Here is a 19,086-nt window from a genome sequence, read left to right on the forward strand (position 1 = left end):
CAAATATTTATCCATTTTTCTTTTCACTTTTCTTCGCTTGATCAAAATATCCTTTAAAAAAAGCCATTTGATAAACAATTGACCGAGACCAGTATTCCCAATTGTGCCCACCTTCACTTGTAACAAAGGTATGATTTATATTATGGTACATTAATTTATCGTGCAGTGCAACATTCACGGTGTAGAAAAAATCTTCCTTACCGCAATCGATGATTAGGCGAAGTTTATTATTGACTAATTTGGGAACCATATTAATAACAACACGATTATCCCATTCTTGCGGTACATCAGCATAATTCCCAATGCGATCTTTAATTTCCCAGTTTAAGGGAAAAGGTCTAAAATCTACCCCACCAGCTGTACTTCCTGCAGCGCCATAGCTATCCTGATGTTTTATGGCCAGCGACAGCGCACCATGCCCACCCATACTTAATCCCGTAATTGCCCTTCCGCTCCGATCTTTGATCGTTGAATAATGCTGATCTATATAATCAATCAGCTCTTTGGACACAAAAGTTTCATATTGGTAGTTTTTATCATTCGCGACATCCCAGTACCAGCTTCCAAAACCACCATCGGGGCAAACGACCATATAACCGTACTGATCCGCCAATGCGCTCACACTTGAATTTTTAACCCAATTGCTATAATTACCAGAATAACCATGCAACAGGTAAAGGACCGGATAACTGATTTTGTTCGAGTAATTTTGAGGAAGAATTACGACAGTTTTAATTGCTTTACCCATGGATGGGCTCTGAATGGACAGGGTATCCACTTTGGCAGCAAAGGCGTTCGTGAAAGTACATAAAAATAAAACGAAGGCAATTAACATAAGCCTAATACCTCTTGAACAAAATAGGCAGTTTTTGATAGGCTCGGTTTGATGAAAATTATGCACCGAATAACTGAAAATAGGTCTAGTGTTTATCATAAATTTATTGATTTCTTTCAAAAAAATAAAGATAGGATTTTAAACCAAATGGACGCTCGCTAATTGTATAAAATCCATTTCCCTTGCTATCGAAAGCTATCGCTTCCCCCTGCGGCTCCACCTGATAAGGCAGAATAGCTGGCTTTTGTTGGAATACCTGTTTCCAGGATTCACTTCGGTTTCTCTGCCAATAGAAAATATGGGTAATATTCTTTACAAGCAACTGTGTACCGGTCGGATCTATAGCGGCAGCAGTAGCAAAAGTAAATGGCAGCTCCGCTACGCTATTTAAGGTAAAATACTGCTGTTTAGAATTTGTAAATACCGCTGCGGAATAAACAGTCGATCGAAATTCACGTTTAGATATTACATACAACATTTTATCTATTGGATCAATCATAATCGATTCGGCATCTAAACGTTGCTGGCCCGGAAATTTAAGAAAGATAGCCCGAATTGACTTCTTCGGAATAAGCCCAGGATCATCGGCCTGAGGCTCAGGAAATACATACAGGCATGTCCAGGTTCTTTTCCCGGTGTTGTTTCCGATGTCCGCAAGGACGAGAAAATAAGTGTCCCCAATTTTCACTCGATCGATATCCTCACAGTCGACGACCGATACACCCTCAAGTGAAAATTTTTTCAGTAGTTTGGCCTGATGATCGATTAAATAAATCGTTGCACCATCACCACTATCATTATGCACCCAAAAATTGCCCTCCAGATAAGCCGGTGTAATGCCAGACACCTCTTTCAGTTGTGGATCCGTCAATTCCCCGAGGGCAATTTGCGTTTTAAAATAATCCTTCCTATTTTGGCCGTAAACCTGCAGACTTAACAGAGAAAATACAAGCAGCAGGCACAGGTTCACTCGTGCAATATTCATGTTTAAAGATACGTTTTTATTGATATTTACATTCTAATTATGAAGAAGCCTTCCACATACAGTTCATTACTCCTTTTTTTAACACTCTTATTCCCCTGTCACAGCTTACTTGCCCAGAGCTCTTCATTTCGCATAAAAGTAAAATCAGGTCTTCGGCAAACACCACCCTATCTTGTCAAATACTACAACAGCAAAGATTGGGAGAAATTCTATGCTGAAATCTTGCAATTTGATTATGACCCCAAATTTGAATACGACATCAAGATCCTCAAACGTCAAAACGGTTCACGTTCGACATACACCTTAGCCAAAACGATTACAAAATCACTATCGGAAAATACAGCAGTGGTCACATGGGAAGTTGGAGAAAACTACGTGAATGCCCAGAGCCTTGGTAAACTGAAATGTCTGCAGGTAAAATCTGATAAAAGGAATAAATGGGAATACCTCACTTCAACAATTCAAGGTTTCGATTACCAGGAGGGCTACCGTTACCGCATTCGGGTAAAACAAACGAAACAAAAAGATACAGACTCCGTCAGTTATAGTTTAATTGAAGTCCTATCAAAAGAACGTGCAAACGAACTGCCCAGTGTGGCCGCATTTCTTGCTCGTTTTAAATGGAATCTGCTTCAGTTAAATGGAAAGGATGTCAGCTCCAGCAAAGCAAGTATCGGGTTCGATGCCAGAAATGGCACGATTACCGGCACAACGGGATGCAACAATTTTTGGGGAAATTTCGCCATTAAAGACGATAAAATCAGCTTTCTGCACTTGGCAAGCACCATGCGCGCCTGCAATGGCATAAATATCGAAAATGACTTTTTTCAAATTTTTGAACAAAAACAAATTCAATTTGACATAGCCGAACAAACCTTAAATTTATATAACGACAGAAAACTAGTGATGATTTTTGGGTTGGAGCGAGAATAAAAAAACACCCAAAGTCTGGGAGACTCTGGGTATCTTAGCCATATTATTAACCTATTTTATGAAAAGTATTTATGCCATTTGGAAATGACATAAACAAATGTGTGAAATAAATCGGAAACAATCGAAAGCATAATAAGATTTTAACAAAATTTTAACATTTCAAAAAACAATGAGACAAATGGGCATATAAATGATCCATTTAGGCATAACCCAATCAAATCTATCCCGTACCTTACAAGTTTAAACCGACATAATGATTAAAACATTTTTAACATCAACAACCTTACTTTTAACCGCGACACTTTTTGCCCAGAAGAATCCTGTTATCACGGGAAACTACGCTGATCCTGAAGGCATTATCTATGGCAATAAATACTGGATATTCCCAACCTATTCGGCGCCTTATGAAGAGCAGATATTCTTTGACGCGTTTTCATCTTCCGATTTGGCCACCTGGACAAAACATAGCCGTATCTTGGAGAACAGCAACGTTAAATGGGCGAAAAAAGCCATGTGGGCACCTGCGGTGTTGGAAAACAAGGGGAAATATTATCTGTTTTTCGGAGCCAATGATGTGCATCAAGGAGAGATCGGAGGCATTGGGGTTGCTGTAGCTGACAAGCCAGAAGGTCCTTATACCGACCTATTGGGCAAACCCTTAATCAACGATATTATCAATGGCGCTCAGCCGATAGATCAGTTTGTTTTCAAAGATAAAGACGGCACTTTCTACATGTATTACGGTGGTTGGAAGCACTGCAATATGGTCAAACTCAAACCAGATTTCACAGGCTTGCTCCCTTTTGATGACGGTACCTTTTACAAGGAAATCACCCCTAAGGATTACGTCGAAGGACCATTTATGTTTATAAAAGATGGAAAATATTATTTTATGTGGTCGGAAGGTGGCTGGACAGGCCCCGACTACAAAGTCGCTTATGCCATCGCCGACTCGCCCTTTGGCCCTTTTGAACGCATCGGAACAATATTGGAACGAGATCCTGAAGTCGCTGTTGGCGCCGGGCATCATTCAGTCATCAAAGTCCCCAACAAGGACAAATATTTTATTGTCTATCACCGTAGACCGCTTGGCAAAGATGGAGCCAATGAGCGGGTAACCTGTATCGAAGAAATGAAATTTGACAAAAATGGACATATCATACCTGTTAAGATGACCTTTACAGGTGTCAAATATCCATTAAAATAGCAGAATTACTTCTTTTCGCAAACAACAAAAAAGCCCAGATCAATTGAACTGGGCTTCTTTTTATATGAAAACGATTACCGCTTAAATACTAGATATTACATTATTCAATGTTTCAGACGGACGCATTGCCTTAGCTGCCAATCCATCATTCGGGAAATAGTAACCACCGATGTTTTGCGCATGCCCCTGAGCCGCGATCAATTCTTCATTGATTTTCGCTTCATTTTCTGTTAACACATTTGCAACGGTCGCAAATTTCTCAGCTAATTCAGCATCTTTTGCTTGTGCTGCCAAAGCCTGCGCCCAATATAGTGTCAAGTAGAAATGCGATCCACGGTTATCAATCTGACCAACTCTACGTGCTGGAGATTTGTCGTTCGCCAAGAATTTCTCCGTTGCTTCATCCAATGTCTCCGCCAATACCAGCGCTTTTGGATTATTTTGTGTTTGAGACAAGTGTTCCAAAGAAGCACCAAGTGCCAAGAATTCACCTAATGAATCCCAACGCAAGTAACCTTCTTGAAGGAATTGTTCGACGTGTTTCGGAGCCGAACCACCAGCACCTGTTTCAAATAAACCACCACCATTCATCAATGGAACGATCGACAACATTTTAGCTGATGTACCCACTTCTAAGATCGGGAATAAATCCGTCAAATAATCACGCAATACGTTACCAGTCACTGAAATAGTATCTTCGCCCTTACGAATACGTTCCAAAGAGAATTTCGTCGCATCAATCGGAGATAAAATACGAATATCCAAACCAGTTGTATCAAAGTTTGGTAAGTATTTTTCTACTTTTTTGATGATTTCTCCATCATGTGCACGGTTTTCATCCAACCAGAATACAGCTGGTGTCTCAGATAAACGAGCACGATTTACAGCCAATTTCACCCAGTCTTGAATTGGAGCATCTTTCGTTTGACACATACGGAAGATATCTCCTGTCTCCACTTTTTGCTCCATGAAAACATTTCCTTCCGCATCCACCACGCGAATAACGCCGTTTCCTGCAGCTTGAAAAGTTTTATCATGGGATCCGTATTCCTCAGCTTTTTGCGCCATCAAACCTACATTTGGCACAGAACCCATTGTTTTTGGATCTAAGGCACCATGCTCCTTACAGTCTTCAATTGTCGCTTCGTAAACGCCAGCGTAACAACGATCAGGAACCATAGCAATCGTATCTTCTTCTTGACCGTCTTTATTCCACATCTTACCACCGATACGGATCATTGCTGGCATAGAAGCGTCAATAATTACATCAGAAGGCACGTGGAAATTTGTAATGCCTTTATCCGAATTAACCATCGCCAAAGCAGGACCATTTGCGATAGCAGCGTCGATAGCAGCTTTCACTTCAGCCTCTTTTGCATGACCTGCGATTTTAGCATAAATCTCGCCTAAACCGTTATTTTTATTGATACTCAGCTCTTTGAACAAATCGCCATATTGCGCAAAAACATCCGCAAAATAAGTTTCAACAACAGCACCAAATATAATCGGATCAGAAACTTTCATCATTGTTGCCTTTAAATGCGCAGACAACAATACTCCTGCGGCTTTCGCTTCAGCGATAGCATCAACTACAAAAGCTTTCAATGCAGTTAAGCTCAACGTTGAAGAATCAATAACTTCACCTGCTTTCAGCGCAGAAAGTCCTTTTAATTCTGTTACTGCACCTTGTGCATCAACAAACTCAATTTTAAATTGGCCTTCATTTTCAACGGTTACAGACTGCTCTGAACCGTAGAAATCACCTGAAGTCATGGATGACACCTTTGTTTTGGAATCTTTCGCCCAAGCACCCATTTTATGTGGATTTGCTTTTGCATAATTCTTAACCGCTTTAGGCGCACGGCGATCCGAGTTTCCTTCACGTAATACAGGATTTACAGCAGAACCCAATACCTTTGCATACTTAGCTTTGGCTGACTTTTCTTCATCTGTGGTCGCTTCATCAGGATAGTTCGGAACAGCGTATCCTGCTTGCTGTAATTCAGCGATAGCACCTTTTAACTGCGGAATTGATGCGGAGATATTCGGTAATTTAATGATGTTTGCTTCAGGAGTTGTTGCCAACTGACCCAACTCAGCCAATGCATCAGCAATTTTTTGATCTTCTTTTAAAAATTCTGGAAAGCTAGCAAGAATACGGCCTGCTAAAGAGATATCTCTCAATTCAACATCGATACCAGCTGTAGCTGTAATCGCTTGAACGATAGGCAAAAACGAATAAGTCGCTAATAAAGGAGCTTCATCTGTTTTTGTCCAAACAATTTTTGATTTGTTTGACATAGTAATCTATTAGAAATATGTTTAATTTTTAATGCTATGTGAAATAATTGAAAAATCTGAATTTCTCAAAAATTCGCCTAAAGATAAGAATTAATGCCATAATTAACGAGGAATTGTACCCCTTTTGACAATAAAATTGTGAAAATAAATATATTTTGGCAATACAGAATAAGTCGCTTCACCTCCGCCCAAAAGTATCCCTCTTGACATTTCAGTGACCGGATACTACAGGCGAAATCCTATTTTAGCTCAAATTAAAAAACACAACTGACAATGAAAACATTCAAATTGAACAATGGAGTTGAAATTCCGGCAATTGGATTTGGAACTTGGCAAATTCCAGAGGGCGAAGAAGCTTATCAGGCAGTTAAAGAAGCTCTTGCCGCTGGATACACACATATTGACACTGCGGCTATATATGGAAACGAAAAGAGTGTTGGAAAGGCTATAAAAGACAGTGGTATAGATCGTAATTCACTGTTTATTACAACAAAACTCTGGAATACCGAGCGTGGATACGATAAGACAATTGCTGCATTTGAACAATCACTCAGCGATCTACAATTGGATTATCTCGATCTTTACCTGATTCACTGGCCAGCCAATGAAACACAGTTTGCAAACTGGTCTGACATCAACGCCGATACCTGGCGAGCTTTTGAGCATCTGTATCAACAGGGGAAAATAAGAGCTATCGGTGTGAGTAATTTTCCAAAAGACTACCTCGCCAAATTATTGGAGTCAGCGACAATCGTACCTGCTGTGAACCAGATTGAATTTCATCCGGGTTATCTTCAGGAAGATACCGTGGCGCTCTGCCAATCCAATGACATCCTTGTTCAGGCTTGGTCACCACTGGGTTCGGGCAGAATATTGCAGGATGAAACACTCGTTGCACTGGCAAAAGAAAAGAATACAAGTGTTGGACAGATCTGTATCAAATTTGCTTTATCCCAGGGCATCTTGCCGCTGCCAAAATCAACCAATCCCGATAATATAAAAAGAAATTTAGCTATCGACGATTTTGAGCTGACAGCAAGCGATATCAAAACTATCCTCGAACTCCCTGAAATGGGTTTTTCTGGATCGGACCCTAAAAAAGTCGCCTTTTAAGAGCGATAATACAGAATTTATGGAGTCGGTCTAAGGCTGCTCCATAAATCCTATATTGTAGAGCTTCCAGCACAAAAGAAATTGATTGTCCCTTTTTGCTGAACAGCATAGAACAAATTTTTGCTACTATAGCGGTAAAGTTGCCTACGCTATTCCTTACTTTTTTATTGAAAAAATGAATGAAATAGAACTTATAGATCAATCGGAACTTCCTGCGCACGGAGAAGACTACCACTATCATCCCTTATGGACGACTTGTATCCTGCTGTATAGAGGCTCTATTCAGGTCAATAGCAATGGTACCCCCACCGATCTTCAAGCTGGCAATATCCTCTTTATCGGATACAATAAGTACTACAGCTTTACAGCAATTAGTAACGATGCTGTTTTTAAAATACTCCATTATGACCGGAATTTTTCCAACCGAATACGATTGTCGATCAGTCGATACGATGCGTATCGGTTAATCAATGCCAATCGCTCCACACCCTTTACTCCTGCCCCCAACGATTTTGAAGCTATCTGGACATTGTTATCCACTTTACATAGCAACCGTAAAAAACCGATCGATCCGAAGAAGGATTTTCTCCAAAAAGCCAATATCAATATTTTTATGGCGATTATTTACCTTTTGGCCGATGTGATCTATACCGCCGGCGAAAGCTCCGGAAAGACACACAACAAAAGAAAGGAAGAAATTACCGTGCATTTTTTACAGCTTATAGCCGATCACTACAAAGAACAGCGCGATCTAGCATTCTACGCCGACCGCCTCAATATTTCCATCAAGTACCTGTCGATCAGCGTCAAGGAGATTACAAAAGAATCGCCCTCTGAAATTATTAGCAACTGGCTAGTCACAGAATCTAGAGCGCAGCTCACCATTTCTACCAAAACAATCAATCAGATCTCACAGGAATTTAATTTTTCAGATCAATATGCTTTTAGCAAGTTTTTCAAAAAACATGTCGGGATAACACCTAAGCTATTTCGTGAACAGCAAGCTAATCTTGTTACCAATTGAACATCATAAAGCAGGAATCAAACATTTCTTGTCACCCCAAGGCATGCTAACTTTGTATCACATATATAAACAAAGTTAAATACCATGAATACGAAGTCAAGAGCCCGAAAAATAGGTTTTTACTTGACGTTATGCTTCTTTACATTCTTTTGCAATCAAACATACGGTCAAGACAGCATAAACAGCCGGAAAATAACAATTGAAAAACTGTTCGAATTTGCTATCCATAACCACCCAAATCTTATCGTTTCGGCATCAGCTGTAAGTATCGCCCAACAAAAAACAGAAGTTGCAAAATTAAGAAGGCTTCCCGAAATCAGCGCTTCGGCATCTGCTTTTTACCTCGGCAATGCTGCGTTGATCGACAAAGACTTATCAGGATCGGAAAAGGTACCTCTACCCCATTTCGGTAATAATTATGCTTTGGAGGCGAAAGAACTTATCTGGAAAGGAGGTGTGGTAAAAAATAGCATCAAAGCCTCTTCCTTGGGTGAGGAGCTGGCTGAATTAGATCATAAGAATGAAGAACAGAACATTAAAATTTTGGTTTTAGGGTACTACCTTGATCTATTTAAACTTAAAAATCAGGAAGCTGTCTATAATCAAAATATTGAGCTTGCCCACAAAAGGCTAGACCTGACGGAAAAATTATATAAACAGGGCATGATCACCAAAAATGATGTCATCCGAAACCAATTGCAAATATCTGAATTGGAGTTAGCGAAAGAGGTCATTCAAAACAATCGGAAAATCCTGAATGACGAGCTTATAGTCGCGTTAGGACTACAGGAGGGTACAGTAATTGAGCCGGATGATAAACTATTAGATAGCAGATTTCAGCTGGCAGACCTCGCGAGCTTGAAACAAGACGCTTATGTATCCAGCCCGGGTCTTCAGCTTGCGGCCAAAGAGACCGAGCTTTTGCTGACAGAAAAGGCTATTACAAAATCAGAACGATCCCCTGCCCTCAGCGTATTCGCGGGAAACAGCCTTGTGAAACCCATCACCAATGTGATGCCGGTGATCGACAAATACATGAATACCTGGAATACTGGTATCTCCCTGAGCTATACGATTTCATCAGTCTACACAACAGGAAAAAAGCTTAAGCTAAATGATCTACAAATTGAAAAAAACGAGAAATACGCAAGCGCTCTGAAACAAAAAACCAGCGTAGCTGTTAATACTGCATACATTAAATACAATGAGGCCTACTCACAACGCAAGACTTTGGAGTACAATAAAGCCCTTGCAGATGAGAACTATCGTATTATTGAGAAAAAGTATTTGAACCAATTGGCGTTGATCGTCGATATCATGGATGCATCAAACTCAAAACTTGAAGCGGAATTGAAATACACAAATGCTGAAATCAATATCGTGTATGCATATTACAAACTTTTAAAAGAGACTGGAAAGATCTAGTACATTTTTCTTTTGCCTAATTTAATCAGTTTTATATATGTAAGGCCTCGTTAAGAAATTAATGAGGCTTTTTTATCTGCAATATTTTAACTCATTATTATGGCAAATTCATTTTTTAAAACGATCCGGACATCCATCAAGCACTGGTATATCCCATTGATTATCGGAATTCTATTAATTCTTTTGGGTTTCTATACCATTTCCACACCTGTTGCTGCATTTCTCACATTAGCGATTCTATTTTCATGGTCATTTATTATTTCCGGTATTTTGGAAATCATTTTTGCTGTGCAGAATAAAGATGAAGTGGATGGTTGGGGCTGGTACCTCACCGGGGGCATCCTCTATACCCTATTCGGCATATTGCTCATTGCCAATCCGCTGTTGTCAGCAAGCACCTTGGCATTTATCGTGGGTTTTTATGCACTTTTTAAATCCTTCCAACTGCTGTCCTTTTCCTTTGATCTCAAAAATTACGGTAGTAAATCTTGGGGTTGGAATTTGTTATTTGCCATTTTAGGCATTATTTTCAGCTTTATCTTGCTTTGGAATCCACTATTTGCCGGTTTCTCACTGGTGATCTGGACAGGAATGGCTATCAGTACGGTTGGTTTCGCAGCCTGTGTATTTGCATTTCAGCTGAAAAGTCTCAAAGATATCCCGAAAAAGCTACCAGACGAGTGGAAAGAGCGTTATCAGAAGCTTAAAGAAGAATTTGATCAACATCGTAAATAGAAAAAGGGCAATTAAGCCCTTTTTTTTATCAATATTAATTCCGTGGTTAAGGTTATTTACTTATTTCAACAATCTTAAAAGGCACTTTATGAAGTGGATAATCTTGCTTATCCGTTTTTACACGACTTATTTTCATGATCACATCAAAGCCTTCATAAATTTCACCAAAAACGGTAAAATCATGATCGAGTCTTGGCTGTCCTCCGCGAGCTAAGTACTCCTTACGTTGTGCTGCAGTATATTTTATGCCTTTCTTTAATTCCAGACTATCAAGTTCAGCTGCCGTGATTTTCTTTCCAACCACGAAATAGATCTGATTCAAAAAAGATGCTTTCTCGGGATTTCCATCCCGTCCTGCCCCCAGAGCACCCATTTTATGAAAAGCCCGGTCATCAAACTCTGCTGCCAATCGTGGTTTTTTATGAAGGGGATCTGCTGCCTCACGTTTTTCAATATCAATATCATGCTCTCCGCCCTGCACAACAAAATTTTCAATAATGCGATTAAACAATGCTCCCTGATACACAGTATCCCGAATGGATCGCAACATCAAATCGCGATGATTGGGCGTATAGTCATAAAGTACAACTTTAAAATCGCCAAAATCAGTATTGAAAAGCAAATGTTTTGATTGTGCATAACAATTCCCCAATACAATAAAAATAACGCATAGGATGGTCAGAATTTTCCTCATAGTACGAATTAATCAGTTTCTTAGATTTCATATAAAAATACATTAAATTTCGATTTATAAAAGACATCACGCAGTAGTTTTCCAAATGCGCTTGAAGGACATCTGCATTGGATTCTTCGGAAAGTTGCCCTGCACTAAAAAATTACATACGTCGTGTAAAATTAAAACTTGCAAATAAGCATAAATTTATCTTAGTTTGGATTAAAACTATTCAAGACTATGCAGTATACAGCAAATCCAGACCGATATCAAGATATGATCTATAATCGTTGTGGTCAATCCGGTCTTCTATTGCCTGCCATCTCATTGGGAATGTGGCATAATTTCGGTGACGACACTCCCCATCAAACCAAAGTTGATATTTGCACAACCGCGTTTGACTTGGGAATTACCCATTTCGACCTCGCAAACAATTACGGTCCACCTGCTGGGAGCGCCGAAAAGGCCTTCGGACAAATATTAAAAGAACAATTTTACGGCCTCCGCGATGAAATGATTATTTCATCAAAAGCAGGATATCACATGTGGAATGGGCCTTATGGAGAATGGGGAAGCCGTAAATATCTGATATCAAGCTGCGAGCAATCACTCAAGCGCCTGGGTATCGATTACGTCGATATTTTCTATTCACATCGTTTCGACCCCAATACCCCCTTGGAGGAGACCATGTTGGCGCTGGATCAGCTAGTCCGCAGCGGAAAAGCACTTTATGTCGGTATTTCATCCTATAACTCGCAACGCACAAAAGAGGCCTATGCGATCCTGAAATCATTGGGTACACCTTTTATTATTCACCAGCCCAGCTATTCCATGTTAAACAGATGGGTAGAAACCGATGGCTTGCTTGACACCTTGGATGAGATAGGCATTGGTTCTATCGTATTCTCTCCCTTGGCACAGGGCATGCTCACTGATAAATATTTACAGCATATCCCGGAGAATAGTCGCGCTTCGCAGTCCAAATCACTTCAGACGAAATTTCTAAACGAAGAAAATCAAAAGAACATCCAGGCTTTACATGCAATTGCACAGCGTAGAGGACAGTCGCTCGCACAGATGGCGATTGCCTGGGTATTACGTAAGAAGCAGGTTACATCGGCGCTCATTGGTGCGTCAAGACCACAACAGGTCGTTGATTGCGTTGGTGCACTGAAAAATCTGTCGTTTAGTCCGGAGGAAATTCACGAAATTGATCTCTATGCAAAAGATGGGCATATTAATATCTGGGCTAAATCGGCTGAGATCGATTAAGATCAATGCCATAGAAGTTTTCATCCGGGGAACCGCTTCGCGCCCGGTTGAATTCCATAAAACAAAAAAGAGCCTGGCAGTATCCGGGCTCTTTCCGTTGATTAACCCATTTTTTTCAATATCTTTTCAAAGGTGTTGATATTCCGGCTTGTCATCTTATCTTTAAGATTCTTTTTTCCTAATACCTTTCCAAAACTGGAATCCAAAGTATTTCCCTTGGGCACACGCCAATAAAAGACCGTATTGACAATTTCAGCCTTCTCCCCTGGCACCTGCGTCGAATTGCTGAATTCATCCATCAGTATGGTTTCGACACCTTCTGTCCCTACAAAAGCATATACATGGAAGTCCGTATGCATTTCAAACGGAATGTTTGCCTGCAGCAATTCCACCTCTTCCTGCGACCGGATGAATAAAAAAGCTTCATAAGAAAAATATGCCGACATGCACTCCTCCAATAGCCGCTTGAGCGGATCGGCCGCTTTGTCCGACGAAAAAACAATATTTCCAGAAGCCAGTACTGAAGTAACGTCAGTTACACCGGCGTCCTTAAAAACTTGACAGACATCTACCATCTTCATGTTGGTTCCCTTCACATTGACGCCGCGTAGAAAAGCACAGTATTTCATGTTATTAAATTAATCGATTAATTCGTCCATCGGATTCCAAAACAACTTCCTAAAATCCTTGATCCGTAAATTATTCACAACAAGCCCCTCAGCTTCAAGCCGTTCTTGAAATCCAGGCACCGCAAGTGTACCGCTACTTGATATAACACGATGGGCAGGAACATCTTTCGGACATCCTCCCATCGCTTTCCCAACGTGCCTTGAGTGGTTAGGAAAACCTAAAGCTTTTGCTATGGCTCCATAAGTCGTTACTCGACCTTTGGGAATCAGCTTTGCAACCTCATATACTTGTTGTTTGAATTGCTCATCCATGTTAATTTATATTTTATTTGCGTTGTTTAGCATGTCAAAAAATCTTCTTTCCTATTTCCGCAGCGAAAAATGAAGAGCAACCTAAGTTACGAAAAGCTCCTGTATGCAAAAGTTTTTTTAATTAATTCCCTTGCCTAATGTTTACTTTCTTTTTCAAGTAACTTCGGGGAAAAAGATCCCTCCAATTGTCTATATACACGACTCCAGCTAGGGTTATCATCAGCATTCAGTTTTACATATTGCCCCTTTTTTGTTGTAATGCTTATTTTTATATCTATTCCATCGTATGGCTGACGCGATTCCTCCTCTTTAGCGGCAATAAATTTTTCCAAATCAATTTTATCCAATAGCGAGTTCCATTTGTCTTCCGTATTGCCGTATGATTTTATCGTACTCTGTGCTGTATCAATTGCAGAAAACAGACAATAAACACTATCTCGTGTTATCTTCATCGTATAACCTTTTGAAGGTGTTACTGTAAATCCGCCAACCGTAGAAATTGACACTGCAGTAATCTCATTTTTATTATTTTCTGCTGTCACCCGATGTGAGTTATGCGTACAGCTTTGCCATAAGAATAGCTGTACGACCAAAAGCGAGAGCTGTAAAATCAATTTTCCGCCCATATTTTATGCCTTTAAAAGCTAATAAGTAAATAATTAAACAAAAAAAAGCGTTTTGTGTTGTTAACAGACAACGCTCTTTGCTGCTTACCTAATTTACATAAGTTATTGGGATTTCGTGCTCCCAATCTCTGTATTCGTTACATATGAAACCGATCAGTTGCCTTGGATCAGCTCGAAGGCTGTTCCTCGTAGTACCATACTCACTCGTGACTGGAAATTTTATTCCCTAACAAAAAGTTGTTCATTCCGTTTCCTATCAAAACACATTGATACAGGGCAAAAAAACAAGTGTTTTTCTATAACTATAGGTTAATATTCACTTTCCTTTTAGTGCCTTTTCGAAGGAAAAAAACGGAATCTTCACAGCCCCAGTAGGGATAAAGCACATGCTAAGCACACATAAAGCACAGATAAAGCACTGTTCATGTATAAAGCAAAATGCGCTTTAAAGGTACTATAAGCATGCGTGAAGGCTGCACAAAGCGACCAAAAATGAGGGCAAATAGAGCTAGATTTAGTTAATTAATAACTATTTAAATTCATTCAATGAATATACGTAAATGCTCGTTGTTTTATCATTTAATCACTTGAAAATAAAATAGAAATAGGTGTTAATATAAATAATAGGAGTCCACGATTTTGTTTATAATGGTTGTTTTTCATGAATAGATTAAATAAAAAAAGAACTAGTAAGGTGCTTGCTATTCTTTCTGATTTTTCAGAAAAAATTTGAGCGGAGCTAACACGCTATAGCTCTGCCCGCTTTTCATATTTTACAATTATGTATATTAAAAAGAACATTTCCTACCCATTACAGCATTAAGAAAGGAAAACCATTATTCAACAGTTATGTTCTATGACTATTAATCTTTGTTCTAAATGAATCTAAAAAGAAATTCAGTTCCTTAGCATCCTCTTTGGTGCCAATAGCCATTTCTTCCTTTTGATTCCATCTAGTAACATCCCAATGTCTTTTTTTTGAGCATTCTTTTGAAATTCCATCTACCGTAATTCGAACATAGACAATGCGGATAGTTCGGCTTTTTCTCTTGGGCTCTTTAGAAAGAAGTTTAGCCCATAACTTTGTTCTAACATAATCAAACTTTTTAAGGGTTATAAATGTCGAACCAAAGATTTAAGTACTCAAGTCGTTAACCTAAGCATATACTTAACATTAAGTACTTAATAATATTTTTTGTGGCACTTTTTAAAAATTTGAAAAGTGCCACGAATGTGCCACAAACTTTTTGAGTATTTTTACATATTTCACCAATATCCACAAACAAAAAAAGTCCTACAAATCAATGATTTGCAGGACTTTTACATTTTTCAGTGCTTTTTAAAAACTTTAAATTTGCACTTGGCGGAGAGTGAGGGATTCGAACCCCCGAACCTGTGACAGTTAACGGTTTTCAAGACCGCCGCATTCGACCACTCTGCCAACTCTCCGCGACAAAAGTACGAATTTCCACTCTCCTACCAAATTTTATTTTATATATTGTGCTTATTGAGCTTTTATAAACTGAATATCAGCACTAAATTTTACATCGTCGCTCACCATTACCCCTCCTGTTTCCAATGCCGCATTCCAATTAAGGCCAAATTCTGAACGTTTGATTTTGCCCTCTACAATAAAACCAGCTTTGGTATTTCCCCAAGGATCTTTTTGGATACCTGCAAATTCTAAGTCAAAAGACACCGGTCTAGAAACGTCACGGATTGTCAAATTTCCTTTAATTTCATTATTCTCCAAGCTTGTTGCTTCAAATGTAATTGCTGGATATTTCTCCACATCAAAGAAATCTGCACTTTTTAAGTGACCATCACGTTGCTCATTACGCGTATTGATGGACGCAGTGTCAATAACAACTTTCGCTAGGGCATTTTTAAAATCTTCACCATCGGCGTCAACATCTATTTTAAAACTGTCAAAGTTCCCTTTAACGTTCGTAATCATCATGTGTTTTACTTTGAATTCTATCTCGCTATGTGCAGCGTCTAGTTCCCATTTTCCTTGTGCCATAATTTTATGTTTTTTCTATTTGTTTAATAACACAAAGGTAACAGCAGTTTTATTCATTTTGTTTGACCTAGATCAATAAAATAATCTTGTTGAAAAGCAATCAGTTATTGAAAAACCACAAAAAAAAGTTGGCGATATTTTGGAAATATAACACAAATGTCTACTTTTGCATTACCGAAAGCGACGCGCCAATAGCTCAGCTGGATAGAGCATCGGTTTTCTAAACCGACGGTCTCAGGTTCGAATCCTGATTGGCGTACTTAAAAGCCCCTTTGTTCAACGCAAAGAGGCTTTTCTTTTTATACACTATATGGTTTCAAAAGTTAAGATTCATTAAAATCTCGTCGATATGGCAGTCGAGCTTGAAGATGAAAATAAGCTAAGGTTTCTCATTTTTAAATTGACCATATAATCAAACCTATTTCTTAACAAACTCGCGCACGCGCTCATCTTTAATTACACCCGACCAGTTCAAACCATAACCAAAATCGTAAGCATGTCCGGCTTGATCAACATATACCTCCATATCAAAGGGCACATCCTCTGCTTGCTTCTCTACTGTAGTCATATTCGCTGGCATTTGAACCGGTAAAAGACCAGATGGTTCATACTTTCCAAACATAACATCCAATACAGCCTGTGTCGATACGCCAAAATTCAAAACAATACCAGAGACTTCCTTTTCAAACTCGGCAAATACCATCGGCTTGTTGGCAGTTACAGCAACCAGAACTGGTTTATCTTTCATCATATCCTTCGTATCCAATATCGTCTGAAGATCCATCACATTAGCAGCAGTCACCATTTTATTCTTATAAGACCTATTCCTAATCGATGGATCGATTACTGGATCACCCGCAGCAATACTCTCCGCTCTTGCGTTTGAGGCGGTATAAGTGCCATATTGCAAGGAAATGGGAACATAGCCATTTCCACCATTCCTGCGATCCCTTTCGCTATACCCACCTTCGGCACTGATCGGGCTCTGTACAAACACGATTGCAAGATCAGCTTCATTGGGGTTATCGGTTACATCCGCATATTTCCGCAAGAGATCGATGTTGGCGGGGTATTCCAATCGCGCCTGTGTATAGTTTCCCCACCAATCTTTCATTGCTGCCCTATACATCTTCGGAACATAAACTTTCTTCCGTCCACGAATAGGCAATTGCTGATTACTATTCTTTAGTAAAACAACGGACTTTACCTGTGCGTCGTAGCCCTCCTTCATATAGAGGGGATTTCCGACAGTGGCACGACTTTCCTCGACATCCAAATATGGATTTTCAAAAAGCCCTACCCGGAAAATATTCAACAGAAGCCTTCTAGCGGAAGCCTCAAATCGTTGTCTCATAAATTTCTGTCCGTGCTCTTTCACACCCAGTTCATAGGCCGTCAAAACAGGAGCCTTATCGTTATTACCTCCAAATTGATCTACACCTGCCATTAATGCTTTATAATGACGCTCTGCTACCGACAGCTGTTCTACCCCCCAGGGTTTACCTGCAAATCCATCTGGCTTAGGCGCTTCATCTCCTGTAATCAACCAGTCCGAACAGATCACACCATCATAACCGTAGGTGCCGCGCAACAAGTCGGTAAGCAAATATTTGCTATAACCATTTCCCACATTTTCACCATTCTTCTTGTCCTGACCAAAAGAAATCGTATAATAGGGCATAACTGCGGCAGCTTTGCTCGTCTTTCCAGTCAACTGGAAAGCTCCATTGACAAATGGAATAATATGTTGCTTCAGATTATCACCTGGATATACCGCAAACTTTCCAATAGCCCAATGCCCGTCCCGACCACCTTCCTCAGGCCCTCCACTGGGCCAATGTTTCACCATAGCATTGACACTCTTATACCCCCAACCTAAGGCAATTTCGTCTTTCCCGCTCGATGTCTGAAAGCCATCAATATAAGCTCTAGCCATGGCTGTGGTCAACTCTGGGCTCTCTCCGAAAGTCATACCAATGCGGTACCAACGCGGCTCGGTACCCAAATCTATCTGTGGCGATAATGCCGTCGTGATGCCCAATGATCGATATTCCGAAGCCGCCACTTGCCCAAAACGTTTAACGATAGCCGGATCGAATGTCGCCGCCATCGCAAGTCCATCCGGCCACATCGAAATTTGTCCCCCTGCCCCTGCATTGAACTCCGCACTGACAACAGCATTATGACGTGGATCGGAACTATTATTCGCCGGGATACCCCATCCCAACCCTTCCACAAAACCCTGCAACTCATTATTCCAGCGGGCAGCGGTTTCCGGATCTTTTACTGCCGTTAACAGGACATGCCTAAGCCCATCCTTCTCCAGAAATTCGCGCTGCTGATCGGTTAGAGCCCAAGGTGAAACAAGACCTTCCTGGTAATTTTTTCCTTTATAGGTACCTGCCATAAATCCAAGGGCCGGTGCTGGTAAAGCTTGATGTCTGCTATATAACATAAGTCCAGCAATCTGATCGATAGATAATTTTGAGGCGAGATCTTTGGCACGCTCCTCTGGTGTCAAACGCCAGTCTTCATAGCGATCTAATTTCCCATTTCGATTGAGATCCTTAAATTTATTTCCAGCAATGCTTAGGATCTTCACTCCCGAAGTTGTCGAATACCCCAATACAGGGCCGTATTTATTCTCAATCTTTTGGTAAACCTGGGCTTGTGCCGAAAACGTTAAAAATAGACTGAAAGATGAAGCGAATAGTAGTTTCCTTGCGTTCATATAATCTGTTATTTTAATAAATGAGTTCGTAGTCAAAACGTTCGCCTTATCGGCAATAAAAACATTTGGCTTGATACGTTATAATCAGTTACTTATATTGCTTCGTTATGAAGCAATACAATTGTACAACCTTTTTGTTCAATTACAAAATAAAATCAACGAAATAACACAAAAAGCTAACTATCAATATATTGTTTTAACAAAAAAGCCCCCAATGTAATTTGTCACACAAAGTATTGTTCGACTTTTATCGGCCAACTTG

At 39.9% G+C, this 19,086-nt stretch carries 16 protein-coding genes and 2 tRNA genes; 8 read left to right on the forward strand and 10 right to left on the reverse strand.

Annotated features, from left to right (window positions below):
* Positions 1–7: 7 nt before the first annotated feature.
* Together GVK91_RS03285 and GVK91_RS03290 are read right to left on the reverse strand one after the other, a co-directional pair.
* Positions 8–835, reverse strand: a complete 828-nt coding sequence (locus tag GVK91_RS03285) for an alpha/beta hydrolase family protein (RefSeq protein ID WP_153845886.1) — start codon at positions 833–835, stop codon at positions 8–10.
* A 103-nt stretch (positions 836–938) separates the two neighbouring features.
* Positions 939–1,820: a hypothetical protein gene (locus GVK91_RS03290; RefSeq protein WP_159726889.1), complete on the reverse strand. Its 882-nt coding sequence runs from the start codon at positions 1,818–1,820 to the stop codon at positions 939–941.
* 39 nt (positions 1,821–1,859) lie between these two features.
* Between GVK91_RS03290 and GVK91_RS03295 the strand changes: the two genes are divergently transcribed.
* Both GVK91_RS03295 and GVK91_RS03300 read left to right on the forward strand, forming a co-directional pair.
* Positions 1,860–2,753 carry a DUF4377 domain-containing protein gene (locus tag GVK91_RS03295; protein WP_159726891.1) on the forward strand — a complete coding sequence of 298 codons (894 nt, stop codon included), beginning with the start codon at positions 1,860–1,862 and terminating at the stop codon, positions 2,751–2,753.
* A 253-nt stretch (positions 2,754–3,006) separates the two neighbouring features.
* Positions 3,007–3,960: a glycoside hydrolase family 43 protein gene (locus GVK91_RS03300; protein WP_159726893.1), complete on the forward strand. Its 954-nt coding sequence runs from the start codon at positions 3,007–3,009 to the stop codon at positions 3,958–3,960.
* A gap of 81 nt (positions 3,961–4,041) precedes the next feature.
* Here GVK91_RS03300 and GVK91_RS03305 read toward each other — a convergent pair whose 3' ends face one another.
* Positions 4,042–6,261 (reverse strand): NADP-dependent isocitrate dehydrogenase, encoded by a 2,220-nt coding sequence (locus GVK91_RS03305; RefSeq protein ID WP_159726895.1) that lies wholly within the window; start codon positions 6,259–6,261, stop codon positions 4,042–4,044.
* A 273-nt stretch (positions 6,262–6,534) separates the two neighbouring features.
* Here GVK91_RS03305 and GVK91_RS03310 point away from each other — a divergent pair, with 273 nt between their 5' ends.
* From GVK91_RS03310 to GVK91_RS03325, 4 genes are all read left to right on the forward strand, one after another.
* Positions 6,535–7,374 (forward strand): aldo/keto reductase, encoded by an 840-nt coding sequence (locus tag GVK91_RS03310; protein ID WP_159726897.1) that lies wholly within the window; start codon positions 6,535–6,537, stop codon positions 7,372–7,374.
* A 175-nt stretch (positions 7,375–7,549) separates the two neighbouring features.
* Positions 7,550–8,398 (forward strand): AraC family transcriptional regulator, encoded by an 849-nt coding sequence (locus tag GVK91_RS03315; RefSeq protein ID WP_159726899.1) that lies wholly within the window; start codon positions 7,550–7,552, stop codon positions 8,396–8,398.
* A gap of 84 nt (positions 8,399–8,482) precedes the next feature.
* Complete coding sequence (locus GVK91_RS03320; RefSeq protein WP_159726901.1) at positions 8,483–9,823, forward strand: TolC family protein; 1,341 nt, start codon at positions 8,483–8,485, stop codon at positions 9,821–9,823.
* A gap of 99 nt (positions 9,824–9,922) precedes the next feature.
* A complete protein-coding gene (locus GVK91_RS03325) occupies positions 9,923–10,558 on the forward strand; it encodes an HdeD family acid-resistance protein (protein ID WP_075992464.1) in 636 nt (211 codons plus the stop codon).
* 52 nt (positions 10,559–10,610) lie between these two features.
* Here GVK91_RS03325 and GVK91_RS03330 read toward each other — a convergent pair whose 3' ends face one another.
* The gene (locus GVK91_RS03330) at positions 10,611–11,252 is read right to left on the reverse strand and encodes a peptidylprolyl isomerase (RefSeq protein ID WP_159726903.1); all 642 of its coding nucleotides are present in this window, start codon (positions 11,250–11,252) and stop codon (positions 10,611–10,613) included.
* A gap of 219 nt (positions 11,253–11,471) precedes the next feature.
* Between GVK91_RS03330 and mgrA the strand changes: the two genes are divergently transcribed.
* Positions 11,472–12,503, forward strand: a complete 1,032-nt coding sequence (gene mgrA / locus GVK91_RS03335) for an L-glyceraldehyde 3-phosphate reductase (RefSeq protein ID WP_159726905.1) — start codon at positions 11,472–11,474, stop codon at positions 12,501–12,503.
* Between the two features lie 101 nt (positions 12,504–12,604).
* Here the strand turns inward: mgrA and GVK91_RS03340 are convergent, their stop codons facing one another.
* From GVK91_RS03340 to GVK91_RS03360, 5 genes are all read right to left on the reverse strand, one after another.
* Positions 12,605–13,132, reverse strand: coding sequence for a DUF1697 domain-containing protein (locus GVK91_RS03340; protein WP_159726907.1), 528 nt, complete (start codon positions 13,130–13,132; stop codon positions 12,605–12,607).
* 9 nt (positions 13,133–13,141) lie between these two features.
* A complete protein-coding gene (locus tag GVK91_RS03345) occupies positions 13,142–13,444 on the reverse strand; it encodes an MGMT family protein (RefSeq protein ID WP_088161428.1) in 303 nt (100 codons plus the stop codon).
* 134 nt (positions 13,445–13,578) lie between these two features.
* The gene (locus GVK91_RS03350) at positions 13,579–14,070 is read right to left on the reverse strand and encodes a hypothetical protein (protein ID WP_153845874.1); all 492 of its coding nucleotides are present in this window, start codon (positions 14,068–14,070) and stop codon (positions 13,579–13,581) included.
* Between the two features lie 1,361 nt (positions 14,071–15,431).
* Positions 15,432–15,519 (reverse strand) — tRNA-Ser (locus GVK91_RS03355).
* A 55-nt stretch (positions 15,520–15,574) separates the two neighbouring features.
* Positions 15,575–16,093: a YceI family protein gene (locus GVK91_RS03360; RefSeq protein ID WP_153848580.1), complete on the reverse strand. Its 519-nt coding sequence runs from the start codon at positions 16,091–16,093 to the stop codon at positions 15,575–15,577.
* A 185-nt stretch (positions 16,094–16,278) separates the two neighbouring features.
* Here GVK91_RS03360 and GVK91_RS03365 point away from each other — a divergent pair.
* Positions 16,279–16,352, forward strand: a tRNA-Arg gene (locus GVK91_RS03365).
* Positions 16,353–16,511: 159 nt separating this feature from the next.
* Here GVK91_RS03365 and GVK91_RS03370 read toward each other — a convergent pair.
* On the reverse strand, positions 16,512–18,824 hold the full coding sequence (locus GVK91_RS03370) for a glycoside hydrolase family 3 N-terminal domain-containing protein (RefSeq protein ID WP_159726909.1): 2,313 nt from the start codon (positions 18,822–18,824) through the stop codon (positions 16,512–16,514).
* Positions 18,825–19,086 lie beyond the last annotated feature (262 nt).

This window comes from Sphingobacterium sp. 18053 (assembly GCF_902706145.1).
GTDB classification, from domain to species: Bacteria; Bacteroidota; Bacteroidia; order Sphingobacteriales; family Sphingobacteriaceae; genus Sphingobacterium; species Sphingobacterium paramultivorum.